Origin of the sequence: Vibrio sp. THAF190c (assembly GCF_009363355.1) — a bacterium.
Lineage (GTDB): Bacteria > Pseudomonadota > Gammaproteobacteria > Enterobacterales > Vibrionaceae > Vibrio > Vibrio fortis_A.
Genome location: NZ_CP045338.1, coordinates 258,490 through 283,401 on the forward strand (window position 1 = coordinate 258,490; position 24,912 = coordinate 283,401).

At 45.9% G+C, this 24,912-nt stretch carries 20 protein-coding genes and 14 tRNA genes; 29 read left to right on the top strand and 5 right to left on the bottom strand.

Annotated features, from left to right (window positions below):
• Positions 1-24: 24 nt before the first annotated feature.
• Together asd and rsgA are read right to left on the bottom strand one after the other, a co-directional pair.
• A complete protein-coding gene (asd, locus tag FIV04_RS01160; RefSeq protein WP_152468055.1) occupies positions 25-948 on the bottom strand; it encodes an archaetidylserine decarboxylase in 924 nt (307 codons plus the stop codon).
• A gap of 148 nt (positions 949-1,096) precedes the next feature.
• A complete protein-coding gene (gene rsgA, locus FIV04_RS01165) occupies positions 1,097-2,152 on the bottom strand; it encodes a small ribosomal subunit biogenesis GTPase RsgA (protein WP_152468056.1) in 1,056 nt (351 codons plus the stop codon).
• A 151-nt stretch (positions 2,153-2,303) separates the two neighbouring features.
• Here rsgA and orn point away from each other — a divergent pair, with 151 nt between their 5' ends.
• The 15 genes from orn to FIV04_RS01240 all read left to right on the top strand — a co-directional run bounded on the left by orn (position 2,304) and on the right by FIV04_RS01240 (position 4,620).
• Positions 2,304-2,849 carry an oligoribonuclease gene (gene orn, locus FIV04_RS01170; RefSeq protein WP_150872915.1) on the top strand — a complete coding sequence of 182 codons (546 nt, stop codon included), beginning with the start codon at positions 2,304-2,306 and terminating at the stop codon, positions 2,847-2,849.
• A 180-nt stretch (positions 2,850-3,029) separates the two neighbouring features.
• A tRNA-Gly gene (locus FIV04_RS01175) sits at positions 3,030-3,105 on the top strand.
• A gap of 54 nt (positions 3,106-3,159) precedes the next feature.
• Positions 3,160-3,235, top strand: a tRNA-Gly gene (locus FIV04_RS01180).
• Positions 3,236-3,289: 54 nt separating this feature from the next.
• A tRNA-Gly gene (locus FIV04_RS01185) sits at positions 3,290-3,365 on the top strand.
• Positions 3,366-3,419: 54 nt separating this feature from the next.
• A tRNA-Gly gene (locus FIV04_RS01190) sits at positions 3,420-3,495 on the top strand.
• Positions 3,496-3,534: 39 nt separating this feature from the next.
• A tRNA-Met gene (locus FIV04_RS01195) sits at positions 3,535-3,611 on the top strand.
• A 33-nt stretch (positions 3,612-3,644) separates the two neighbouring features.
• Positions 3,645-3,720, top strand: a tRNA-Gly gene (locus tag FIV04_RS01200).
• 39 nt (positions 3,721-3,759) lie between these two features.
• Positions 3,760-3,836, top strand: a tRNA-Met gene (locus FIV04_RS01205).
• Between the two features lie 33 nt (positions 3,837-3,869).
• A tRNA-Gly gene (locus tag FIV04_RS01210) sits at positions 3,870-3,945 on the top strand.
• A gap of 39 nt (positions 3,946-3,984) precedes the next feature.
• A tRNA-Met gene (locus tag FIV04_RS01215) sits at positions 3,985-4,061 on the top strand.
• A gap of 33 nt (positions 4,062-4,094) precedes the next feature.
• Positions 4,095-4,170 (top strand) — tRNA-Gly (locus FIV04_RS01220).
• A gap of 39 nt (positions 4,171-4,209) precedes the next feature.
• A tRNA-Met gene (locus FIV04_RS01225) sits at positions 4,210-4,286 on the top strand.
• A gap of 33 nt (positions 4,287-4,319) precedes the next feature.
• A tRNA-Gly gene (locus FIV04_RS01230) sits at positions 4,320-4,395 on the top strand.
• A gap of 39 nt (positions 4,396-4,434) precedes the next feature.
• Positions 4,435-4,511 (top strand) — tRNA-Met (locus tag FIV04_RS01235).
• 33 nt (positions 4,512-4,544) lie between these two features.
• Positions 4,545-4,620, top strand: a tRNA-Gly gene (locus FIV04_RS01240).
• A gap of 600 nt (positions 4,621-5,220) precedes the next feature.
• Here the strand turns inward: FIV04_RS01240 and queG are convergent.
• Entirely contained in the window at positions 5,221-6,384 is a 1,164-nt protein-coding gene (gene queG, locus FIV04_RS01245; RefSeq protein ID WP_152468057.1) for a tRNA epoxyqueuosine(34) reductase QueG, read from the bottom strand.
• Positions 6,385-6,616: 232 nt separating this feature from the next.
• On the opposite strand from queG, the gene tsaE reads away from it, so the two are divergent.
• The 8 genes from tsaE (at position 6,617) to hflC (ending at position 16,027) form a co-directional block, all read left to right on the top strand.
• Positions 6,617-7,081 carry a tRNA (adenosine(37)-N6)-threonylcarbamoyltransferase complex ATPase subunit type 1 TsaE gene (gene tsaE, locus FIV04_RS01250; RefSeq protein WP_150872913.1) on the top strand — a complete coding sequence of 155 codons (465 nt, stop codon included), beginning with the start codon at positions 6,617-6,619 and terminating at the stop codon, positions 7,079-7,081.
• The gene (locus tag FIV04_RS01255) at positions 7,075-8,805 is read left to right on the top strand and encodes an N-acetylmuramoyl-L-alanine amidase (RefSeq protein ID WP_152468058.1); all 1,731 of its coding nucleotides are present in this window, start codon (positions 7,075-7,077) and stop codon (positions 8,803-8,805) included. The genes tsaE and FIV04_RS01255 overlap by 7 nt, the downstream gene beginning before the upstream one ends.
• Positions 8,806-8,838: 33 nt before the next feature.
• Positions 8,839-10,998, top strand: coding sequence for a DNA mismatch repair endonuclease MutL (gene mutL, locus FIV04_RS01260; RefSeq protein ID WP_152468059.1), 2,160 nt, complete (start codon positions 8,839-8,841; stop codon positions 10,996-10,998).
• An 83-nt stretch (positions 10,999-11,081) separates the two neighbouring features.
• Complete coding sequence (gene miaA / locus FIV04_RS01265; protein ID WP_152468060.1) at positions 11,082-12,014, top strand: tRNA (adenosine(37)-N6)-dimethylallyltransferase MiaA; 933 nt, start codon at positions 11,082-11,084, stop codon at positions 12,012-12,014.
• Positions 12,015-12,207: 193 nt separating this feature from the next.
• The gene (gene hfq / locus FIV04_RS01270) at positions 12,208-12,468 is read left to right on the top strand and encodes an RNA chaperone Hfq (protein WP_032551489.1); all 261 of its coding nucleotides are present in this window, start codon (positions 12,208-12,210) and stop codon (positions 12,466-12,468) included.
• A gap of 44 nt (positions 12,469-12,512) precedes the next feature.
• Positions 12,513-13,820, top strand: coding sequence for a ribosome rescue GTPase HflX (hflX, locus tag FIV04_RS01275; protein ID WP_032551490.1), 1,308 nt, complete (start codon positions 12,513-12,515; stop codon positions 13,818-13,820).
• Positions 13,821-13,847: 27 nt separating this feature from the next.
• Positions 13,848-15,044: an FtsH protease activity modulator HflK gene (gene hflK / locus FIV04_RS01280; protein WP_152468061.1), complete on the top strand. Its 1,197-nt coding sequence runs from the start codon at positions 13,848-13,850 to the stop codon at positions 15,042-15,044.
• Positions 15,045-15,046: 2 nt separating this feature from the next.
• On the top strand, positions 15,047-16,027 hold the full coding sequence (gene hflC, locus FIV04_RS01285; RefSeq protein ID WP_150896227.1) for a protease modulator HflC: 981 nt from the start codon (positions 15,047-15,049) through the stop codon (positions 16,025-16,027).
• Positions 16,028-16,171: 144 nt separating this feature from the next.
• On the opposite strand, the gene FIV04_RS01290 is transcribed toward hflC, so the two are convergent.
• Positions 16,172-16,360, bottom strand: a complete 189-nt coding sequence (locus FIV04_RS01290; protein ID WP_032549906.1) for a DUF2065 domain-containing protein — start codon at positions 16,358-16,360, stop codon at positions 16,172-16,174.
• A gap of 172 nt (positions 16,361-16,532) precedes the next feature.
• Between FIV04_RS01290 and FIV04_RS01295 the strand changes: the two genes are divergently transcribed.
• Positions 16,533-17,849: an adenylosuccinate synthase gene (locus tag FIV04_RS01295; protein ID WP_032549903.1), complete on the top strand. Its 1,317-nt coding sequence runs from the start codon at positions 16,533-16,535 to the stop codon at positions 17,847-17,849.
• 280 nt (positions 17,850-18,129) lie between these two features.
• Positions 18,130-18,765 carry a tetratricopeptide repeat protein gene (locus FIV04_RS01305; protein ID WP_150872908.1) on the top strand — a complete coding sequence of 212 codons (636 nt, stop codon included), beginning with the start codon at positions 18,130-18,132 and terminating at the stop codon, positions 18,763-18,765.
• Between the two features lie 129 nt (positions 18,766-18,894).
• Here the strand turns inward: FIV04_RS01305 and FIV04_RS01310 are convergent, their stop codons facing one another.
• Entirely contained in the window at positions 18,895-20,304 is a 1,410-nt protein-coding gene (locus FIV04_RS01310; RefSeq protein WP_152468062.1) for an amidohydrolase, read from the bottom strand.
• A gap of 249 nt (positions 20,305-20,553) precedes the next feature.
• Between FIV04_RS01310 and rnr the strand changes: the two genes are divergently transcribed.
• The 4 genes from rnr (at position 20,554) to rpsR (ending at position 24,900) form a co-directional block, all read left to right on the top strand.
• Positions 20,554-23,061 carry a ribonuclease R gene (gene rnr, locus FIV04_RS01315; protein ID WP_152468063.1) on the top strand — a complete coding sequence of 836 codons (2,508 nt, stop codon included), beginning with the start codon at positions 20,554-20,556 and terminating at the stop codon, positions 23,059-23,061.
• Positions 23,062-23,161: 100 nt separating this feature from the next.
• The gene (gene rlmB, locus FIV04_RS01320) at positions 23,162-23,902 is read left to right on the top strand and encodes a 23S rRNA (guanosine(2251)-2'-O)-methyltransferase RlmB (RefSeq protein ID WP_032549899.1); all 741 of its coding nucleotides are present in this window, start codon (positions 23,162-23,164) and stop codon (positions 23,900-23,902) included.
• A 268-nt stretch (positions 23,903-24,170) separates the two neighbouring features.
• Complete coding sequence (rpsF, locus tag FIV04_RS01325) at positions 24,171-24,560, top strand: 30S ribosomal protein S6 (protein ID WP_032549898.1); 390 nt, start codon at positions 24,171-24,173, stop codon at positions 24,558-24,560.
• A gap of 112 nt (positions 24,561-24,672) precedes the next feature.
• Positions 24,673-24,900 (top strand): 30S ribosomal protein S18, encoded by a 228-nt coding sequence (gene rpsR, locus FIV04_RS01330; protein WP_000090472.1) that lies wholly within the window; start codon positions 24,673-24,675, stop codon positions 24,898-24,900.
• The last annotated feature ends 12 nt before the right edge of the window (positions 24,901-24,912 follow it).

A 24,912-nucleotide genomic window follows, 5' to 3' on the forward strand; every position in this document is an offset into this window, starting at 1 on the left:
CAAATATCAATTAGCAGCTAGCGCTTATTCTTGCTCAGCGTCCGGCTGTACTTTTTCTGCTTCTGCTTCTGCTTCTGCTTCTGCTTCTGCTGATGCGATATGTGCGTATGGAGTACCCAGAACCGTCTTCTCACCGTTTGCCATGCTCTCGTCGAACTTGATTGCATCTTTAGCGAACAGGTTGATAACGGTTGAGCCTAGCTTGAAGCGGCCCATCTCTTCACCCTTTTTCAGGATAACTGCTTTGTCACCTTCCGCTGGGTAATCCCACTTGTAAACTGTGTTACCGCGCGGTGGAGTAATTGTGCCAGCCCAAACTTGTTCAATGCTGCCTACAATCGTTGCACCAACTAGAACTTGAGCCATTGGGCCAAATTCAGTATCGAAGATACACACTACACGCTCGTTACGAGCAAATAGATTAGGAACGTTTTCTGCTGTTAGTGGGTTCACTGAGAATAGATCTCCTGGAACGTAGATCATTTGGCGCAGTGTACCGTCGCATGGCATGTGAACACGGTGGTAATCACTTGGTGATAGGTACAGAGTCGCGAATTCACCGTCTTTAAACTCTTCAGCAAGGTTTGCATCGCCACCTAATAGTTCACGAGCAGAGAAGTCATGACCTTTTGCTTGGATCAGTTTGCCATCTGTAATTGGGCCAAATTGGCTTACTCGTGCATCGGCAGGGTGCACAATCACAGATTCGCCTTCCGCGATTGGACGCATGCCTTCTTTAAGTTCACGTACGAAGAACTCGTTGAAGGTCTTGAAGTGTTTTGGATCGCTGTGAAGGGCTTCATCCATGTTCACTTTGTACTGCTTGATGAACCAGTTGATGATCGCTGTAGTTAAGCCGCCCGCTTTAGCAGACGCTAGTTTACCGACTAAGCGAGTCAGTCCATGTTGTGGAATCCAGTACTGCAATCCAACTTTGATCTTATCCATTGTATTAATATTCCAATGTTGTGTATTTCTTCAATGAAAATCAGTTAATGACGCTTTAGGGCGCGAGATGTTACTCAATATCGCGCCAATTGTCAGCAAGTGCGCAAACTTTGGTTGCAACTGCTGAGAGTTATTCACAAAAATAGCCTTAAAGATCAGCCTTCTTGTTTCTTGAGTACTGTCGGTTGGCTTTGTTTTCAAGCATGCTCTCAATGATGCGGTGGTAGTTCTCAAAGCGGATACGGCTGATCTTGCCATCCTCAACCGCCTCGCGAAGGATACAACCCGGGTCATCATTGTGTTTACAGTCGCGGAACTTACAACCACCAAGATACGGCTTGAATTCGACAAAGGCTTCGGTGATGGCTTCAGGCTCTAAGTGCCATAAACCAAATTCACGAACCCCAGGAGAGTCAATCAAGTCACCGCCTGATGGGAAGTGGTATAGACGTGCTGCCGTTGTGGTGTGTTGGCCAAGACCTGAGTTTTCTGACACCGCGCCTTCTTCGATATCAAGTGTTGGCATCAGCGCGTTAACTAGGCTGGATTTACCTACGCCCGATTGACCAACAAAGATGTTGATGCGGTTTGCCAGTTCAGCTTCTAGCTCAGCAATGCCGTAGCCGGTCTCTTTACTCACAAAGAGAACCTTGTAGCCAATCTCTTCATAGATGGTTAGGGTCTGTTTGTATTCTGCGAGCTGTTCTTCGCTGAGCAGGTCAACTTTGTTTAATACAATCAGCGGCGCGATGCTCAATGTATCAGAGGCGATCAGGTAGCGGTCAATGATGTTCAGGGATAGCTCTGGTAGGACCGCAGACACAATCACCATTTGATCAACGTTAGCCGCGACAGGCTTCAGGCCGTCGTAGTAATCCGGGCGAGTTAGAATAGAAGTACGTGGCTCAACGGCCTCAACTACACCAGAGATGCCAGCCATCGATTCAAGACCGGCACGCCAGATCACTCGGTCGCCAGAGACCAAGCTTTCGATACCACGACGCAGGTTACAACGGTGGATCTCGCTGGTTTCTACGTCTTCAATATCAGCATGTTGACCAAATCGAGTAATTACGAGGCCACTCTTGGTGCCGCCGAGCATACTCTCATCCCACTGGACCGAGTCTTCCTGCTTGAGTCGTTTCTTTTGGTTACTGCGTACGCGTCGTACTTGACCTTTGGTTAACTTTTTCTTTTTCGCCACAATTTTCTACTTAACACATCTAACTTGATGATTGGGAACTCGTCGTAACTGAGCTTGCTGCCATGAGATTTACGCGGCACAAAACCTAGTTTGAGTATACTTATTTGGGTATAGTACCTCTTTTACACGCAAACAAATAGGCAGCGCCATTATGTCCTTTAGCGATCAGAACCTAATATGGGTCGATCTAGAGATGACGGGACTTGATCCTGAAACTCATAAAATCATTGAAATTGCTACTATCGTCACCGATAGTGAGCTGAACATTCTTGCTGAAGGCCCAGTACTAGCTATCCATCAACCAGACAGTGAACTGGATAAAATGGACGAGTGGTGTACGACAACACACACCGGCAGCGGCCTAGTGAAACGTGTGAAAGAGAGCACCGTGACGGAACAAGATGCGATTGCTCAAACGATCGAGTTTCTTGAAAAGTGGGTGCCGAAAGGCAAATCACCGATTTGTGGCAACAGTATTGGCCAAGATCGTCGTTTCTTGTACAAGCATATGCCTGAATTGGAAGAGTACTTTCACTACCGTTACATCGATGTAAGCACTTTGAAAGAGCTTACGCGTCGTTGGAAACCTGAAGTATTAGATGGCTTTACTAAATCTGGTAGTCACTTAGCCTTAGATGACATTCGTGAGTCGATTGCTGAACTTCAGTACTACCGCAAGACGATCATCAATATCTAATCGATTCAAAATAGTTGTTCTGAATTGATTATCTGGCTGCGAAATCAACATTTTTTTGAAATTCTGTGTGCTTTTTCAGCACTTGACGAAAAAGTTGCAGAATTTTGCATTAAGGACTTGCATCACAAAAAAATGCTCTTATAATTCGCAGCCCTGAACGGCGAAAGACGTTTTCAGAATGCGACACTAGCTCAGCTGGTAGAGCGCAACCTTGCCAAGGTTGAGGTCACGAGTTCGAACCTCGTGTGTCGCTCCAATTTGTAGGTTAACGTGAAAACGGTAATCGAAAGGTGAAAGACCTTTCCGTGATGCGACACTAGCTCAGCTGGTAGAGCGCAACCTTGCCAAGGTTGAGGTCACGAGTTCGAACCTCGTGTGTCGCTCCAATTTGTAGATTAACGTGAAAACGGTAATCGAAAGGTGAAAGACCTTTCTGTGATGCGACACTAGCTCAGCTGGTAGAGCGCAACCTTGCCAAGGTTGAGGTCACGAGTTCGAACCTCGTGTGTCGCTCCAAATTGTAGATTAATGCGAAAGCGGTAATCGAAAGGTGAAAGACCTTTCCGTGATGCGACACTAGCTCAGCTGGTAGAGCGCAACCTTGCCAAGGTTGAGGTCACGAGTTCGAACCTCGTGTGTCGCTCCAAATTGATAGCTTTCATTGTGCTTAACAATGACATCCGGACGCGGGATGGAGCAGCTTGGTAGCTCGTCGGGCTCATAACCCGAAGGTCGTCGGTTCAAATCCGGCTCCCGCAACCACATTACAGTTAAACGCGATAGCGGTTAACTTATGCGACACTAGCTCAGCTGGTAGAGCGCAACCTTGCCAAGGTTGAGGTCACGAGTTCGAACCTCGTGTGTCGCTCCAAATTGATAGCTTTCATTGTGCTTAACAATGACATCCGGACGCGGGATGGAGCAGCTTGGTAGCTCGTCGGGCTCATAACCCGAAGGTCGTCGGTTCAAATCCGGCTCCCGCAACCACATTACAGTTAAACGCGATAGCGGTTAACTTATGCGACACTAGCTCAGTTGGTAGAGCGCAACCTTGCCAAGGTTGAGGTCACGAGTTCGAACCTCGTGTGTCGCTCCAAATTGATAGCTTTCATTGTGCTTAACAATGACATCCGGACGCGGGATGGAGCAGCTTGGTAGCTCGTCGGGCTCATAACCCGAAGGTCGTCGGTTCAAATCCGGCTCCCGCAACCACATTACAGTTAAACGCAATAGCGGTTAACTTATGCGACACTAGCTCAGCTGGTAGAGCGCAACCTTGCCAAGGTTGAGGTCACGAGTTCGAACCTCGTGTGTCGCTCCAAATTGATAGCTTTCATTGTGCTTAACAATGACATCCGGACGCGGGATGGAGCAGCTTGGTAGCTCGTCGGGCTCATAACCCGAAGGTCGTCGGTTCAAATCCGGCTCCCGCAACCACATTACAGTTAAACGCAGTAGCGGTTAACTTATGCGACACTAGCTCAGCTGGTAGAGCGCAACCTTGCCAAGGTTGAGGTCACGAGTTCGAACCTCGTGTGTCGCTCCAATTTGATAGCTTTCATTGTGCTTAACAATGACATCCGGACGCGGGATGGAGCAGCTTGGTAGCTCGTCGGGCTCATAACCCGAAGGTCGTCGGTTCAAATCCGGCTCCCGCAACCACATTACAGTTAAACGCAATAGCGGTTAACTTATGCGACACTAGCTCAGCTGGTAGAGCGCAACCTTGCCAAGGTTGAGGTCACGAGTTCGAACCTCGTGTGTCGCTCCAATTTCTTTCTAAGCTATCTAGCTTGGATATAGGCTGTAAGCCTAAGCTCTTTCTTTAATGCTGCGAAGCATCATCCCTTAAAAAAGAAATCAATCCTCCAGTACACTTGGTGGATATTTTTTTGTCTCAAATTTGTCTTAGCTAATGGAATGCTAATAACTATCAGGTTTCTAAAGAAGATATCTGAGGTTTTTCATATCTGTAAACAGACTTATCCACACTTTGTATTATGTGGATAACTTGGTTGATAAAGTTATTTCAGCCTTAATCCTCAAGTGCTACTGAAAAGATCCTTCCTAATATAATTTCTCTAAATTGTTCCTTTTTATTTTAAGTTGTTGTTTTTAATTGTTTTTGTTTGATTGGGTAGGTAGCTGGAAGGATCGTTAACTTGTTGTTTATTGATCTTAGTCATTTATCCGAACTGTGTTTAACTTTGCTGTTATGTGGAAAGTTTGAGAGAAATTAAATTTTTTTCCACATTATAAAATTTGAGAACAAGGTCAAACATTGTGCTTTAATTCTATGAAACAGCTTACCGTCATTTTACCGCTAACCTTGGTGTATCAAGCTTAGCGACTGATATTCATGGTGAATACACTAAGCGTCTCTTGGCAGGCCTTTTTCTACAATTCGAATAAGTCGCTTTTTCTTGCTTTCAATCTTATTCACAGACTCTTGAGGAGAGATGGTTGAAAGGGCAGTTTGTACTGCATTGGGTAATTGTTGATTCTGCTTTTCTAACGCCCATTGGATATGTTCGTCGAGCATCCCATCATTACCTAAATGAGATTCTAAAATATCAATGATGCGTTGTTGGAAAGGCGCATTACCCATCGCAACGAATAAATTACGTAGCCATTGCGTATGTCCAATGCGTCGAATCGCAGAACCTTCCATCTTTTTCAGAAAGGTCGCCTCATCCCAGCTTGCCAGTGTTACTAGGTCGATATCTTGGAATGCTTCACGGCGATGAAAGTCGCTTTGCTTACTAACATCTGCATGTCGATTCCAAGGGCAAACCAGTTGGCAGTCATCACAACCATAGATTCGGTTACCAATCGCTTCACGAAACTCGAGCGGAATAACACCATCGAATTCGATAGTCAGGTAAGAGATGCAGCGACGAGCATCCACAATACCTTCTTCCACGATGGCACCAGTAGGGCAAGAAGTCATACAAGCAGTGCATTTGCCACACTCTTCTGTATTCGGTTCATCTACAGGTAGTGGAATATTGACTAGCAACTCGCCCAGGAAAAACCATGAGCCCGCTTCTTTATCGAGAATGAGTGAGTGTTTACCCGTCCAACCTAGACCTGCCTTTTGGGCTAAAGGTCGTTCCAATATAGGTGCAGAATCGACGAATGGACGATAGTCCAAACCTTCAATCTCTTTTTCGATTTTCTGACCGAGCTTTTTTAACTGATTACGAAACAGTTTGTGATAGTCACGACCCAACGCGTAACGGCTGATATAGCCTTGGGTGCTGTCTGCAAGGTTAGTCGCGAATTGAGCTTCAGGTGGTAGATAGTTCATGCGAGCGCTGATCACTCGTACTGTACCCGGGTGCAATTCATCAGGCCTTGCGCGCATCATGCCATGTCGTGCCATCCAATCCATATCGCCGTGGTAACCAGCATCTAGCCACGCTTGTAAAGCTGCTTCATGCTCACTTAAGTCGACATCACAAATGCCAACTTTTTGGAAGCCGAGCTCTTGTCCCCAAGTTTTAATTTGTTCAGCAAGGTGGTCTAGATTCATAGCTTGGTCGCAACTTTATTCATAGCCTGGTAATCAATTTATATCTGGCATGAGCGAAAATGGGGGCGGATCTTAACGGATCTTAATAGTGTTGACCAGAACAGAGGCAAATTCATCGCTATTTTTCATATTACTTACACTTGAATGCTTGTCTCTCAAAACCTTCACGGTTTACTATTCTTGTTCTTTTGATTTTTATATAGTCAACGATCGATTTTTAGAGAACGTATTCATGAGCACAAAACAATTTACTTTGAAAGATGAGCAAGCAACGATTCAACTGGGGACGGAGCTTTCAAATCTATGCTCACAGCAAACCACTATCTATTTGCATGGCGATCTTGGCGCAGGTAAAACGACATTTAGTCGTGGCTTTGTAAAAGCGCTTGGTCATCAAGGAAATGTAAAAAGCCCAACGTATACTCTGGTTGAACCATATCAATTGGCAGATTGGCAGGTATATCATTTCGATCTATACCGTCTTGCTGATCCTGAAGAGTTAGAGTTCATGGGTATTCGTGACTACTTTACTCCTGACGCTATCTGCCTCGTTGAGTGGCCAGAGAAGGGTGAAGGTCTATTGCCAGAAGCTGATCTTGATATCGATATCCGTTACCAAGATGATCACCGAGTCGTCTCTTTAACCGCTAACAGTGAATATGGACAACGCTTACTTAGTCAGTTGGAGTTATGTTGATTTCTAAACGCCTTCTTTCTACAGTGGCCATGATGGCCGCTGTTTTCTCATTGCTGTTTTCTTCCCTTGCTGCTGCGAACTCTTTAAAAGGGTTACGTGTGTGGCCTTCCCCTGAAGAAACCCGAGTTGTTATTGATCTAAAGTCTGAAGCCGATTTTAGCTATTTTACTTTGACCAGCCCCAACCGTTTGGTGGTTGACCTTAAACGTACTAATCTCGCGACCAAATTACCGGTCACCGTTACAGATAGCCCTGTATTAAAAAAGATTCGCAAGAGCTCTCCTCCAGAGAAGACAACCTACCGTTTAGTGTTTGAGCTGAAGAAATCTACAAAAGCTGAAATCTTCAAATTGAGCCCGACGCCGGGTGGGCAATATGGTCACCGTTTGGTGATCGATCTTCCACATGGTGAAACGAAAAAATCATCATCTAGCTCAAGCTCTTCGAGCAGTTCAACGGTGAGTAAGAGCATTGATCAAGTTCAGCGCAATAAAGACATTTTGATCGTGATTGATCCTGGACACGGTGGTGAAGACCCAGGCTCGATTGGACCGTCTGGTAAGTACGAGAAAAATACGGTCTTAAGCATTTCGCGCAAAGTCGCCGCTAAGTTGAATGCGATACCGGGCGTGAAGACTCGTATGACGCGAAATGGCGACTACTTCGTTAACTTGAACCGCCGAGTGGCTATTGCTCGTGAAAATGAAGCGCACCTGTTGATTTCGATTCACGCAGACGCATTCACAACACCTCAACCTCGTGGTGGTTCTGTATTCGTACTCAATACTCGTCGTGCTAACACGGAAATCTCCCGTTGGATTGAGAATAAAGAGAAGCAATCGGAGCTCTTGGGCGGCGGCGGTGCGGCTTTCACCAATAATATTGATGATAAGAACGTTAACCAAACTCTGTTAGACCTACAATTTAGTCACTCTCAGAAAGAGGGTTATAAATTGGCAACGGAAATCCTGTCTGAGATGGGCAAAGTGGCCAAGCTGCATAACCGTAAGCCAATCAACACCAGTCTAGCGGTATTACGCTCACCACAAATTCCTTCAGTGCTGGTTGAGACTGGCTTTATCTCTAACCCGACGGAAGAGAAGCTTCTGTTCCAGCGCTCGCACCAAGATAAATTGGCTACGGCGATTACAACCGCAGTGGTGAAGTACCTAAAAGCGAACCCGCCAGAGGGAATGGTATTATCTAACACAGCAAGACCTACACCCGCTCCAGTCGCTTCTACTATTACTCATAAAGTTTCTCGTGGTGAATCGCTGTCAGTGATTGCGAAGAAGTACGGTACAACTACGAAAAACTTGATGACGATGAATAACCTGAAATCGACAGGTTTGGTTATTGGTCAGAAGCTAAAAGTACCTGGCGCGGCACAAAGCGTCGGCAACGATGTTGAAAGACGGACTATTACTCACGTGGTCAAGCGTGGTGAGTTCTTAGGTAGCATTGCCAACAAGTACGGCGTGAGTGTTTCTGCGATTAAGCGTGAGAATAACCTGCGCTCAGATATCGTGAAAGTAGGTCAGAAGCTTAAGATCACTATCAGTATTAAGGCGCTTCCGCTACGTAAGCACACAGTCGTGCGTGGAGACTACCTTGGTAAGATCGCGTCTAAATATGGGGTGACGGTAGACAGCATTCGTAAGGCAAACAAACTGCGTTCTGACGGTTTAGCCGTTGGGCAAGTATTGGTGATTCCTCATAAATAATGAGTAGAGAGCCAGAGCGAGTAGAGAACCATTATGACGATTAAGATATTACCAGCGCGTCTTGCTAACCAAATTGCAGCCGGAGAAGTGGTCGAAAGGCCAGCTTCGGTTGTTAAAGAGTTGGTGGAGAATAGCTTGGACTCTGGTGCAACCCGAATCGACATTGATATCGAGAAGGGCGGCGCTAAGCTGATTCGCGTTCGTGATAATGGTAAAGGTATCGTCAAAGATGAGTTAGGGCTGGCGCTAAGCCGACATGCGACATCAAAGATTCACACCTTAGATGACCTTGAAGCGATCGTGAGCCTTGGCTTTCGCGGTGAAGCGCTGGCAAGTATTAGCTCGGTAGCGCGTTTAACCATGACCTCGCGACCAGCGACGCAAGACCAAGCGTGGGCTGCGTATAGTGAAGGGCGTGACATGGCGGTAAAACTGCAGCCAGCAGCACACCCAATCGGCACCTCCGTCGAAGTTTTAGACCTATTCTTTAATACACCGGCAAGACGTAAGTTTCTGCGTACTGAAAAAACCGAATTTACTCATATTGATGAGCTGCTAAAACGCATTGCCTTGAGCCGTTTCGATGTGACAATTAACTTGCGTCATAACGGCAAGATGATTCGCCAATACCGCGCAGCTAAAACAGAGATTCAAGCAGAAAAACGTATTGCGGCTGTGTGTGGCAATGCGTTTGTGCGTCATATGCTCAAGATTGAGTTAGAGCATCAAGGCCTCAAACTCCACGGCTGGATCACCACACCAGAAGGTGCAAGACAGCAAAGTGATTTGCAATACTGCTATGTGAACGGCCGTATGATGCGTGACAAGCTGATCAATCACGCGATTCGTCAAAGCTACGAGACCAGCCTTCGCCCTGATCAATTCGCTACCTACGTGCTGTTTATTGAGCTCGACCCACATCAAGTGGATGTTAACGTTCATCCAGCTAAGCACGAAGTCCGTTTCCATCAAGCGCGTCTGGTGCATGATTTTATCTATCAAGCGTTAAGCGATGGATTGGCGCAAACCAAACAGATTGAAGCCGCACCACTCAATCAATCTGCTTTTCACCAAGTTGAGCCTGAACCGCGCGATGAAGGCACTGGTTACTCTGAAGCTGTTAATCACTCAGAGGGTGTTGATACCTTTGTTTCGTCACCAACCTCACAGCCCTCTTCGCCAATAGGTGCTGCTCAAGCGTCGGAGCGAGCAAGAGAGGCGATCGATAAGACACCTGCTTATCCAAGAAAAGCGGAATCAGAGCATGCTCAAGAGTCGGTTCAAGATCGCGCACAGAGTTATAGCCAGACTCACTCAAGAGCGGGCACTCAATCAGAGGGCGAACGAAGTTCCGGTTATGGTGGTCGAGTTGAACAAGCGACCAGCTTTACTGGCTCTCCGCGTCAGGAGTGGATTGAATCTCGTCCTGCGCCAAAACCTGACAAGCCTTCGAACCAACATCATGCAGAACCGGCACCGTCTAAGCGTGAAGTGAAAGCCTACAAAGAGCTACTGCAAACACCAGAGTTTCCAAACTCAACCGCAGGCGATAGCGCGCTTTCAAAAGATTCATCGTCGAGGGCAGCTTCTGTAGTCGAACACTCACCGGTTGAAAGGCCGATCATTGCTGAGCTTGGCAAAGCGATTACTGTGGTGAACCAGCAGTATTTGGCTATGGGAAGTAAAAATGGTTGCTTGTTGTTATCACTGGCGAAAGCCGAATATTTGCGTGTGGTGGGGCAACTGAATACCCAACATGGTGCTTTGAAAAGTCAGCCTTTATTGGTGCCTCTATCGATGAAAGTTGGTAGTGAGTTGGTTGAGGTGATGAAAACACTGAGCCCTCAACTGAACTTGTTAGGCATCGAGCTTAAAGCCAGAAACAGCGAAGCGATTATGGTGATGGGAGTGCCATCACCTCTAAGGCAGCAAAACTTACAAACTTTAATCCCAGATCTGTTATCGTACGCGGCTTCGCTCAATATCCAATCCAACGACGCTCAAAGCATGCAACAGTTGGTCAATTGGATTGGTGTGCAAACCGCGCAGGTAAAAAGCGACTACACTTTATCTGAAGCGGTTCAATTAGTTGGGGAACTTGAACAGCTCTGGCACGGTCTACTTCCATTAGATGATCCTGAGTTTGTAAACCCAGTTGATTTTTCAGCGACTATTGCAGCATTTACGGTTTAATTTATTGAGTTGCGCGGTAAGTTTGCGCAGCACTAAGCTCTGAAAAACAGAGCGCTCTAACAGAGAAGCAAAAAACAAATATCATGACTCAGAAACTACCTTTAGCACTGTTTTTAATGGGGCCGACCGCATCAGGTAAAACAGATCTAGCCATTCGCCTACGTCAGAAGTTCCCAGTAGAGATCATCAGTGTGGACTCGGCGTTGATCTACAAAGATATGGATATTGGTACTGCGAAACCAGACGCAGAAGAGTTAGCACTTGCTCCTCATCGCTTGATCGATATTTTAGATCCAAGTGAATCCTACTCTGCGGCAGATTTTCGTCGTGATGCCCTCAAAGAGATGAACGACATCGTTGCAGCAGGAAAAATACCATTATTGGTCGGTGGTACTATGCTTTATTACAAGGCATTGCTAGAAGGGTTATCCCCTTTACCAGCGGCAGACCAAGAGATTCGTAAACAGATTGAAGCAGAAGCTAACGAGCGTGGTTGGCAAGTTATGCACGATCAATTAAGAGAGATTGATCCAGTATCTGCAGAAAGAATTCATCCGAATGATCCACAAAGATTGTCAAGAGCATTGGAAGTTTTTCGAATTTCGGGTAAAACATTAACAGAGCTAACTCAAACGAAGGGCGATAGCCTGCCATTTCGTGTGAAGCAATTTGCTATAGCTCCCAAGGAAAGGGCTGAACTGCATCGTCGAATTGAACTGCGTTTCGAGAAAATGATAGAGGCAGGTTTCGAAGATGAGATGAAAGCGTTATACGCTCGAGACGATCTTCATCCTGATCTACCATCGATCCGTTGCGTAGGGTATCGTCAGATGTGGGACTATTTAGATGGGAATTGTGACCTTGACGAAGCGGTATTCCGTGGAGTCTGTGCAACCCGTCAATTGGCCAAGCGCCAAATCACCTGGTTACGCAGTTGGGATGATTTGACTTGGTTAGATAGCGAAAACATTGAACAAGCGCTAGAAACTCTTTCAGATGCAATAGCATCTGACTAGCATAGCTGTGTATAATGTGATCGCTTTTGCGTGAATATACTCTGGAAAGGATCCGTTATTGAGGCTTTTTAAACTTACAGCCTTTCAATAACAACGGAGTTTTTTTATTCGTTTAGCTCAGATGCAAAGGCCGCACCTTTTTGTGCACCACTAGCTAAATAATTACAACAAAATACAAAATAAGGAAAATAAAATGGCTAAGGGGCAATCGCTGCAAGACCCATTTCTAAATGCACTACGTCGTGAGCGCATTCCAGTGTCTATCTACCTTGTAAACGGCATTAAGCTGCAAGGTCAGATCGAATCTTTTGATCAGTTTGTGATCTTACTGAAGAACACAGTAAACCAAATGGTTTACAAGCATGCTATCTCTACAGTGGTTCCTGCTCGTGCAGTTAGCCACCACAGCGGTGAGCGTGCACCAGCTGATCGTTCAGAGAAGTCTGAAGATTAATAGTTCAATCAATACAGCTAAAGCTGTAATAAGGAGTTGGTTGCTTGTTTGACCGTTATGAATCCGGTGAGCGAGCCGTACTTGTTCATATCAACTTCACGCAAGAGGGTGAATGGGAAGACTTAAGCGAATGTGAAATGCTGGTCTCCTCTGCGGGGGTAGAAACACTACAAGTTATTACTGGTAGTCGTCAGTCCCCGCACCCTAAATACTACGTCGGAGAGGGTAAAGCCCAAGAAATCGCTCAAGCCGTTCAGCTAACTGGGGCTGAAATTGTGATTTTTAATCACGCCCTCTCTCCTGCCCAAGAGCGTAACCTAGAGCACTTGTGTAAGTGTCGTGTGATTGACCGAACCGGTCTTATCTTAGATATCTTTGCACAGCGTGCGCGAACTCATGAAGGTAAGCTACAAGTTGAGCTTGCTCAGCTTCGTCATATCTCTACTCGACTGATTCGCGGTTGGACTCACCTTGAGAGACAAAAAGGTGGTATCGGTCTTCGTGGTCCAGGTGAAACTCAACTAGAAACAGATCGACGTCTGTTGCGTGACCGTATAAAAGCGATATTGCGTCGTTTAGCTAAGGTAGCTAAGCAACGTGAACAGGGCCGCCGTGCTCGTAATCGAGCTGAAATCCCAACCATTTCTCTTGTTGGTTATACCAACGCAGGGAAATCAACACTGTTTAACCAGATCACCCGTGCTGGTGTTTACGCGGCAGACCAATTGTTTGCAACGCTAGACCCAACACTACGTAAAATCGATCTGACTGATGTAGGTCCGGCAATCCTTGCAGATACTGTAGGATTTATTCGTCACCTACCGCACGATTTAGTCGCGGCATTTAAAGCAACGTTACAAGAGACGCAGGAAGCTGACATTTTGTTACATGTTGTTGATGCCAGTGATGACCGCTTTCGTGAGAATATTCAGGCAGTTCATGATGTATTAGAAGAAATCGATGCTCATGAGGTGCCAACCCTTGTAGTCATGAACAAGATTGACTGCATGGAAGACCAAAAACCTCGCATTGAACGAGACGAAGAGGGCGCACCACGCGCTGTTTGGGTCTCGGCAATGGAAGGGGAAGGCATTGAATTACTGTTTGAGGCGCTGACAGAACGTCTAGCAAGCCAAATGGTTCAATATCGACTGTGCATTCCACCTCAACATCAGGGTCGTATTCGTAGTCTGTTTTTTCAGTTGAAATCTATTCAACAAGAAGAATATGATGAAAATGGTAACCTGTTGATAGATATCCGAATGCAACAAGTGGATTGGTCTAAACTAGAAAAAAGAGAAGGGGCACTCTTAGGTGACTTTATCGTTACCACAGAGACTGCTACAGTATAACGTCATATCAAATGATGGAGCTTTCTAATGGCGTGGAATGAGCCTGGAAATAACAACGGCGATAACGGCCGCGATAATGACCCTTGGGGTAATAAGAATAATCGCGGTGGCCGAGATCAAGGACCGCCAGACTTAGACGAAGTGTTTAACAAACTGAGTCAAAAGTTGGGTGGCAAGTTTGGTAAAAAAGGTGGCAACGGTTCATCTGTTGGTGGCGGTGGTGCGATTGGCTTTGGTGTCATTGCAGTTATTGCTATCGCTATCTGGTTCTTTGCGGGTTTCTACACCGTAGGTGAAGCAGAGAGAGCTGTGGTACTTCGATTAGGTCAGTTTGACCGTATTGAAGAGCCGGGCCTAAACTGGCACCCACGTTTCATCGATCAAATCAGCGATGAACAGCTGGTTAACGTTCAAGCGATCCGTTCACTGCGTGCCTCTGGCACCATGCTGACCAAAGACGAGAACGTAGTAACGGTAGCGATGGATGTTCAGTACCGAGTGACTGACCCATACAAATACTTATACCGAGTAACTAATGCTGACGATAGTTTGCGTCAAGCAACAGACTCAGCACTGCGTGCGGTTATTGGTGATTCGTTAATGGATGCTATTCTAACGAGTGGTCGTCAACAGATTCGTCAAAGCACTCAGGAAACTCTGAATCAAATTATTGATAGCTACGATATGGGCATCACTCTAGTTGATGTAAACTTCCAGTCAGCACGTCCACCTGAGCAAGTTAAAGATGCATTTGACGATGCTATCGCGGCTCGTGAGGATGAAGAACGTTTCATTCGTGAAGCCGAAGCTTATAAAAATGAGATCTTACCTAAAGCAACCGGTCGAGCTGAGCGTTTGAAGAAAGAAGCGCAAGGTTATAGTGAGCGTATTACTAACGAAGCTGAAGGTCAGGTTGCTCAATTTGAGAAGTTACTTCCTGAATACTCGGCAGCACCAGAAGTCACTCGTAACCGTCTGTATCTTGATACTATGGAAGAAGTGTACAGCAATACATCTAAGGTACTGATTGACTCAGAGTCTAGCGGTAACTTGCTTTACCTTCCTATCGATAAGTTAGCGGGTAAAGACGGCGCAAGCTCAACTGTGCGTAAGTCTAAATCTAGCTCTGCTTATGATGGGATTGAATTGGAAGCAGATCGTACTGATACGACACAAAAGTCGAACTCTGAAAATCGCTCAACGTCACGTCAAGGGAGATACTAAGAATGCGTAAGTTAATGATCCCTGTACTCGTTATTGCGTTAGCGCTAATGCTAATGTCTCTATTCGTGATTCCTGAAGGTGAGCGTGGCATTGTTGTTCGTTTTGGTCGTGTACTAAAAGATAACAATGAAATCACTCGCATTTATGAGCCGGGCCTGCACTTTAAAATGCCGATGTTTGATCGCGTACATCGCTTAGATGCACTGATTCAAACAATGGATGGTCGCTCTGACCGCTTCGTAACGTCTGAGAAAAAAGACGTGATCATTGATTCATACGTTAAATGGCGTATTGAAGATTTTGGTCGTTACTATCTAGCAACCGGTGGTGGTAATTCACTGCAAGCTGAAGCACTTCTGGAGCGTAAAGTGACAGACGTTCTTCGTTCGGAGATCGGTTCGCGTGAAATCAAGCAAATTATCTCTGGTCCTCGTGATAAGAGTAAAGAGCTTGCGGGTAACGTTGAAGATGAACTAGCGAATGAAGCGGCACTGAAAGCTTTAGAGATCGATGGTGAGCGTGATCAAATCATGCAAGAGGTTTTAGATGATACTCGTAAGAGTGCACTGAAAGATTTAGGTGTACGAGTTGTTGATTTTCGTATTAAGAAAATTAACCTACCTGATGAAATTAGTGAGTCTATCTACCGTCGTATGCGTGCAGAACGTGAGTCAGTAGCTCGTAAGTTCCGCTCTCAAGGTCGTGAAAAAGCTGAAGTTATCCGAGCTCAAGCTGAGCTAGAGGTTGCGACAATTCTAGCTGAAGCCGACAAAACAGCACGAGTAACTCGCGGTGAAGCAGACGCAACGGCTGCTAAGATTTATGCAGAAGCGTACAACCAAGACCCTGAATTCTTCAGTTTCTTGCGTTCTCTTAAAGCTTATGAGAAATCATTTAGCTCTAAGAACGATATATTAGTGCTTGACCCTAAGAGTGAGTTCTTCCAATACATGAACCAGTCAAACGGTGTTCAAGAGAAGTAACCCTCTAAGATAAGTATTTATAATAGAAAGGCTCCCACGGTGGGAGCCTTTTTTGTTTGTATCGACAATCTAGATATCTTTCAATCATTCTCGAATCTCGAATCTCGAATCTCGAATCTCGAATCTCGAATCTCGAATCTCGAATTACCGATACGTCATAAACGCAATCACCGCACCGGCTACCACCAAGCAACCACCAATACGTCGAAGCTGATTATCTGGTTGTTCACTAAGCTGAGCCATCATGTTGCGCCAGCCTCTTGGAGCGATAAGTGGCCCTAAGCCTTCAACGACCAAAACTAGGCCGATAGCCAGCCAAATAGAGTGAGACATGATAGGTGCCTTATGAGATAAAAAAGGAATAATATCAGTATCCTTACGCATTTTGATACCGCCTTATGTGTGCCGCTTGTGAGCAATTCTCACTATTGTGAACAAAAAATGACTGCAAGAATTGTGATTCGGTGCTAGAATCCATTTTTAACTAGCAACAGATACTGGAAAGATGGGAAATAACGTAGTCGTTCTAGGCACCCAATGGGGTGACGAAGGTAAAGGTAAAATTGTTGACCTTTTAACTGAAGATGCAAAATACGTGGTTCGCTACCAAGGCGGTCACAATGCAGGTCACACACTTGTAATTGACGGTGAAAAAACCGTTCTTCACTTAATTCCATCAGGCATCCTGCGCGATAACGTTAAATGTGTTATCGGTAACGGTGTTGTACTTTCGCCTGAAGCACTTCTTAAAGAAATGAAGCCTCTTGAAGAGCGCGGTATCCCAGTGCGCGAGCGTCTTTTCGTTTCTGAAGCTTGTCCTCTAATTCTTCCGTACCATATCGCTATCGACAACGCGCGTGAAATCGCTCGTGGCGCGAAAGCTATCGGTACAACGGGTCGTGGTATCGGTCCAGCTTACGAAGATAAAGTTGCTCGTCGCGGTCTACGCGTTGGTGACCTTTTCGATAAAGAAATGTTCGCTGAGAAGCTAAAAGAAGTAATGGAATTCCATAACTTCCAACTAGAGCACTTCTACAAAGCTGAAACAGTAAGCTACGAAGAAGTACTTGAGCAGTGCATGGGTTACGCAGATCTACTAACTTCAATGGTTATGGACGTAACTGACGAACTAGACGCAGCACGTAAGCGCGGCGACAAGATCATGTTCGAAGGCGCTCAAGGTACTCTACTAGATATCGACCACGGTACTTACCCATACGTAACTTCTTCTAACACGACTGCTGGTGGTGTTGCTGCAGGTTCTGGTTTTGGTCCTCGTCACATCGGTTACATCCTTGGTATCACCAAGGCTTACTGTACTCGTGTAGGTTCAGGTCCATTCCCAACTGAGCTATACGATGGTCTAGACAAGCAAGACCCAGTAGGTAAACACCTAGGTGATGTTGGCCACGAGTTTGGTGCGACAACAGGTCGTCTACGTCGTACAGGTTGGTTTGATGCAGTAGCAATGCGCCGCGCTATCCAAATCAACTCTCTAACTGGTATGTGTCTGACTAAACTAGACGTTCTTGACGGTCTAGAAGAGATCAAGATCTGTACTGGCTACAAGATGGCTGACGGTTCTATCCTAGAAGTTTCTCCAATGGCTGCTGAATCTTTCGAAGAAGCAACGCCAATCTACGAAACAATGCCAGGTTGGTCTGAGACAACATTTGGTGCTAAGACAATCGACGCGCTTCCACAAGCTGCTCTTGATTACATCAAACGTATCGAAGAACTAACAGGCGTACCAGTAGATATTATCTCTACAGGTCCAGACCGTAACGAAACTATTATCAAGGTTCACCCTTACAGCGCATAATGCTGATACACGTAAGTGTATAGATAATAGAAAGTTGTTAGAAAGCCAGCTGAAATAAGCTGGCTTTTTTGTGCTCGCAATTTGGAGTTTCGCCAGTACTACTTTTGAGTGTGATGATCTTTTGTACGCTATCTGGCAAAATATTGCCCATCGGCGGCAAGTTTTGTCTAAAGCGATAGGCGTCGTTGCCGATACAGATATCATAGTGAGTGAAATGTAATTGAGTTTGGGGTTCCCAAAGGTTCAATACGTTTTTAAAACAAGATAATAGAGTGCAGGTATGAAGCTACGAACTGTGGCAGCTTCATTGATAATGGCGCTGAGCTCCTCCTTGAGTCATGCTAATTTGGCTGATGTCGGTGAGCCGGTACCCATATACACAGAAGCTGAACTGATCAATCTGATAGAAAAGAATCAACACCTTGAGCGTGTGAAAGCTGATAAGTGCCAACTGGTTGAAGATATTGTTGCGCGTGCGACGCGTATCAGTTTGCCTTCTTATGAGTTTTTATACGGCGATATGCTGGCTTGGGGTGTCTGTGTAGAGCAGGACGTTGAACTTGGTCTGTACTACATGGAAAACGCCGCTCATCAAGGTCTGCCGGCCGCTTTAGAGCAGCTTGGCCGTTACTACTCACGTGGTACCTTGGTTCAGCAAGATAAAGAGCGAGCGATCCCTTATCTACGTGAAGCAGCATCCATGGGTAACCTTAATGCGCGTATTCACTTAGCTGAGCTATTACTGCGTGATTATGGTAGCCCGTTAGATTATGAAGATGCGTACCGCTGGCTGTATAACTCTGTCACTGCCGATCAGCGTCAACACAAACGCATTTCCGTATTAAGGAGTGGGTTGGAGCAAAGAATGCCAGACAATATTATTGCTCGAGCCAAACGACGCGACGTTTTCTGGTAATACCGAATCCTAATCCTGTAATGATCTCTGCACTCATTATTACGGGACACTGAAAGCTGAAAAGCCCTGCCTAATTAGATTAGTGCAGGGCTTTTTGCATCTAGATAGTCATGCTATTACGTGGCGAGATTATTGAACCACTTCACCTGACTCAACAACGGTTTCACGCACTACCTTAGTGAAATCCAGTGCTTCTTGACGAATCTTATCTTCATCAACAGTGAGCATGTTGCGGTCTTTCATCAACAGTTTACCGTCGACGATTGAGTGGCGAACGTTACCTGAGTTTGCTGAGTACACCAGTGCAGAATATGGGTTGTAAACAGGTACCATGTTTGGCGCTTTAGTATCGATCACAATGATGTCCGCCAACTTACCGATCTCTAATGATCCGATCTTGTCTTCCATGTGTAGCGCTTTTGCTGCACCCATCGTCGCCATGTCGATCACTTTGATCGGCGGCATAGCTGCACGATCCTTGTTAACTAGTTTATGAACTTTGGCAACTTGGTTGAATTCATCGATAGTGCTCAAGGTGTTACCTGACATTGGACCATCGGTACCTAGGCCAATACGAACATCTTCATCGTACATCTGCAGAGCAGGCGAGACGCCTTTCGCTGATTTGATGTTAGCACTCATATTGTGGGCAACGCCCATGTCTGACTCTTTCACTAGTTTAATGTCTTCGTCATCAACCAAGATCATGTGTGCGCCAACTAGGTTTTTGTTGAGTGCGCCAATGCTATGCATGTACTGAACAGGCGATAGGCCATCAGAGCGCTCGGCGATCTTCTCTTCTTCACGATGAGATTCTGCTAAGTGGATCATCACAGGAACATCCAGTTCCAGAGATAGCTTCGCTACTTTTTGTAGGATCTCTGTGGTGTTGGTGTAAGGGGCGTGTGGTGCGAATGCTGGCGTGATACGCGGGTGGTCTTTGTACTCTTCAATGAAGTTGAGCGCGTACTTAATCCCTTCCTCAGCATTGGCTGCATCTGCAACTGGGAATTTAATCACGGTTTCACCCAATACAGCACGCATACCAATCTTATCGACGGTCTTCGCTACCTCATCTTCGAAGTAGTACATATCTGCATAAGTCGTTACGCCACCTTTCACCATTTCTACGTTACCTAGGTTGGCGCCAATACGAACCATATCGCGAGAAACCAGTTTCTTTTCCAATGGGAAGATATAACGGTGTAGACGGTCAGGCACATCGTCAGCCAAAGAGCGGAACACAGTCATTGAAATGTGAGTGTGAGTATTGATAAGACCTGGCATCACGATATCGCCATCGACATCAAGCACTTGTTCTGCCTGGTATTGCTTCTCTAATGAAGCGTCGCCCACTGCAATGATTTTGTTGTCTTTGACCACTACCGTACCACTCTCATAGACGGTTTTGTCTTGGTTCATAGTCAGAACCATGGCATCTGTGATCATCAGATCCGCTTTTTCCATTGCGTTAATCGTTAAAGAAAACAGAGATAAGCTAGCCATCGCTGATGCAATTAAGGTGCGTTTTAAATTCATATCAATACTCAGAACAGGATTTGGTAAATTTTTCTGAATCATAGTCGATTTCAATAGTGTCGCAAACGTTTGTTTTATCGTTTGCGTGAAAATTTGATGGTTGAACAGAATTACGAACGGATATTTGACATCATGAAGACTTGTATCAATCTCAGCTAATTTGTCGGTTTTCTAAAGCATATCTGTAGCTTACCTGTTGCATCGGATATAATAGATGTATATCCCTTCCTTGCTTAAGCAGGCCCGCCTATGACCAAAAAGATACCGATGTCAGAAAATACGACAACCACAGCTAATGCTGATCCTTTTGCAGACCGAGAGTCGCAAAACTACGAGAATCCAGTTCCAAGTCGCGAGTTTATTCTTTCGTTTCTGACGGACGCGAATATTCCAATGAACCGCAACGATCTGTTCGAGGCATTAAGTTTGTCAGGCGAAGACCAATATGAAGGTTTGCGCCGTCGTCTGCGTGCGATGGAGCGTGATGGCCAGTTGATCTTTACGCGTCGCCAATGCTACGCACTACCAGAGAAGCTGGAGCTGATTAAAGGGTATGTGATTGGTCATAAAGATGGTCACGGCTGGGTACGCCCTGATGGCAGCAAAGGCAAGGATGACGACATTCTACTGCCACACCATCAGATGAAGACACTGATGCACGGTGACTACGTTTTGGCACAACCAACCGACAACAGCAAACGCGGCCGTCGTGAAGGTCGTTTAGTACGTGTACTTGAAGAACGCACAGCTCCGTTAATCGGCCGCTTCTTCCTAGAGTATGGTCACTCTTATGTAGTTCCTGATGATTCCCGAATCAGTCACGACATTCTGATCCCAACCGAGCATAAAGGCGGTGCTCGTATGGGTAACGTTGTGGTGATCGAAATTACGGATCGTGGTGGTCGTTCACGCAATATGATGGGTAAAGTTACGGAAGTTTTGGGTGAGAACATGGCTCCGGGGATGGAGACCAAGATTGCGATTCACACTCACCAAATCCCTCATGAATGGCCGCAAGCGGTTGAGAAACAGATTGAAAACCTAGGCGAACATGTACCTGAAGAAGCGAAAGAAGGCCGTGTAGATTTACGTGAGCTGCCTTTGGTGACGATTGACGGTGAAGATGCACGTGACTTCGATGATGCGGTTTACTGTGAGGCGAAGAAAGGTGGTGGCTGGCGCTTATGGGTAGCGATTGCTGACGTTAGTTACTACGTGCGTCCAGATACAGCCCTAGATAAAGAAGCGATTAACCGTGGTAACTCAGTTTACTTCCCATCTCAGGTTGTTCCGATGCTGCCAGAAGTGCTATCGAATGGTTTGTGTTCCCTGAACCCACAAGTTGACCGTTTGTGTATGGTGTGTGAAATGACCATCTCAGAGAACGGCAAGCTATCAGGTTACAAGCACTACGAAGCGGTGATGAACTCGCATGCGCGTCTGACTTACAACAAGGTAGGCGCGATTCTCGATGGTGATGAAGAGCTTCGTCAGCGTTACGAGAAAGAAGTACCGCACCTTGAAGAGCTGCATAAGATGTACAAAGTGCTTAAGCAGACTCGTGATGAGCGTGGTGCGATTGAGTTTGAAACAGTAGAAACTAAGTTCATCTTCAATGCTGATCGTAAGATTGACCGCATTGAACCTGTGATTCGCAACGATGCTCACAAGATCATCGAAGAGTGTATGATTCTGGCGAATATTGCTTCTGCTTCATTAGTAGAAAAAGCCAAAGAGCCAGCTCTATACCGAATCCACGAGACTCCAGGAGAAGAGCGCCTAGCGGGCTTTAAAGACTTCTTGGGTGAGTTAGGTCTAAGCTTGGAAGGTGGCCTGCAGCCATCGCCAACCGATTACGCACAACTGATTCGTCAGATTAACGAGCGTGAAGACCGCGAACTGATTCAAACCATGCTGCTACGTTCTATGAAGCAAGCGGTATACAACGCTGATAACTGTGGTCATTTTGGTTTAGCACTGAAGCGCTATGCGCACTTTACTTCGCCGATTCGTCGTTACCCAGACTTGCTGCTACACCGTGCGATCAAGTACCTGATTGCCAAAGGTGAAGGCCGCAACACTGACCGTTGGACGCCAACTGGTGGTTACCATTACTCATTTGATGATATGGATTTCTACGGTGAGCAGTGTTCGACAACCGAGCGTCGTGCAGATGATGCCACACGTGAAGTGTCGGATTGGCTGAAGTGTGAATACATGCAAGACCACGTTGGCGAAGAGATGCCGGGTGTGATTGCTAACGTAACTGGTTTTGGCTTCTTTGTTCGTCTGACAGAGCTGCATATTGATGGCTTAGTGCATGTGACGTCACTAGCCAACGATTACTACCAATTTGACCCAATTGGACAGAGATTAATTGGTGAGAGTTCTGGTAATATCTACCGCCTTGGCGATTCAGTGAAGGTTAAGGTCTCTGCGGTAAATCTAGATAGCCGCCAGATTGACTTTGATATTGTCGATACTGACCGCAAGCCTCGTGGTAAAGGTAAAACCGCGAAGAAACGTGCAGCGGATGCTGCGAAAAAGGCGAAAAGCAAAAAACGCGCAGCTGTAAAAAGCCGCCGCCCAGGAAGCAGTGCTAAACCATTAGTTGAGCCTACCAAGCGCCCTGATGGTAGCAGTGAAGAAGGGACAAGCAGCAAGAGAAAGCCGAAGCGTAAACCGGCGAGTACCGATAAGCCGAAAGCGAAAAAGAAGCGCACGGCAAAGCGTAAGCCAAAAGCGCCAAAGGCTTAACACAGGAGTAGGCATAAGTACTGCCTACTCGATATTGAATAGTGAATTAAGGAGAGGCGCAGTTTGCTCTCCTTAACGTAACAAACCGAACAGGTAGACAATGAGTAACGAATTTATCTACGGCATTCACGCGGTGAAGGCTGTTCTAGAAAAAGACCCAGCACGCTTTATCGAGGCTTATGTATTAAAAGGCCGTCAAGATGAGCGTCTATTACCGCTGTTGAACCAACTGCAGCAGTTTGGGGTGTCTATCCAACAAATGGGTCGTAAAGTGCTGGATGACAAAGCTCAAGGCGCTAATCACCAAGGTATCATCGCTAAGGTGAAACCAGCTAAGCAGCTGAATGAGAATGACCTTGATGACATTCTTGCTCAGCATGAACAGCCTCTACTGCTGGTTCTTGATGGTGTGACAGATCCGCACAACCTAGGCGCATGTCTACGCAACGCAGATGCAGCAGGTGTTGCAGCTGTAATCGTACCGAAAGACCGCTCTTCGCCGTTAACAGCAACAGTAAGCAAAGTGGCATGTGGTGCTGCAGAAACGGTTCCTCTAGTTCGCGTGACTAACCTGGCGCGTACCATGCGTGCTCTACAAGAGAAAGGCGTGTGGTTTGTGGGAACAGCCGGTGAAGCTACACACGATATCTACCAAGCAAAACTGACGGGCCCACTAGCGGTTGTGATGGGTGCAGAGGGTGACGGTATGCGTCGTCTAACGCGTGAAACCTGTGATGATCTGATTAAGATCCCTATGGCAGGTAGCGTATCAAGCCTCAATGTTTCAGTGGCTTCTGGTATTTGTCTGTTTGAAGCGGTACGTCAGCGTTTAGCGCAGTAAATCACTCATTAAATTGATTTATTTCTAACGCCCACCACATGCTGGTGGGCGTTTGTTTTTATCGAATTAAGGTAGATCTTGAGAGAATCACGGATGGCTAGATGGCGAAAGAAAAACTGTTTTATTATTCGCCAAATACCACTTGCCAATAAGGGGTTCTTTCTATAATATTTGCCGTCCTTAAAACTCAGTCAATTATCTTTAGTTCCTTGCTTCCTCTGGATGACTGAGCCAACTGTGGAAGCTAATAATCCGTAAGGAGCAACCAATGCGTCATTACGAAATCGTATTCATGGTGCACCCTGATCAAAGCGAGCAAGTTGCTGGCATGATCGAGCGTTACACTGGTTCTATCACTGAAGCTGGCGGTACTATCCACCGTCTAGAAGACTGGGGCCGCCGTCAAATGGCTTACCCAATCAACAAGCTTCACAAAGCTCACTACGTTCTAATGAACGTTGAAGCTGGTCAAGAAGTGATCGACGAGCTAGAAACTGCTTTCCGTTTCAACGATGCAGTTCTACGTAACATGATCATGCGCACTAAAGGCGCTGTGACTGAGCAATCTATTATGCTTAAGCAAAAAGAAGAGCGTGCAGAGCGTGCTCCTCGTCGCGAAGAGCGTACAGAAGCTAAGCCAGAAGCATCTGCTGAGTAATTCTTTTTTGGCGTAAAGCCTTAAAAAATTCTCAACTTGTTTTAGGTTCTTCGTAACTACCTCGGTATTTATGGAAGACCGCTTTTTTAAATTTAAGATCAGGAGATAGCCCATGGCTCGTTTCTTCCGTCGTCGTAAATTCTGCCGTTTCACTGCAGAAGGCGTACAAGAGATTGACTACAAAGACGTAGCAACTCTAAAAAACTACATCACTGAAGCTGGTAAAATCGTACCTAGCCGTATCACTGGTACAAGCGCTAAGTATCAGCGTCAACTAGCTCGCGCTATCAAGCGTTCTCGTTACCTAGCACTTCTACCATACACTGACAAGCATCAGTAATTGGTAAGAGTT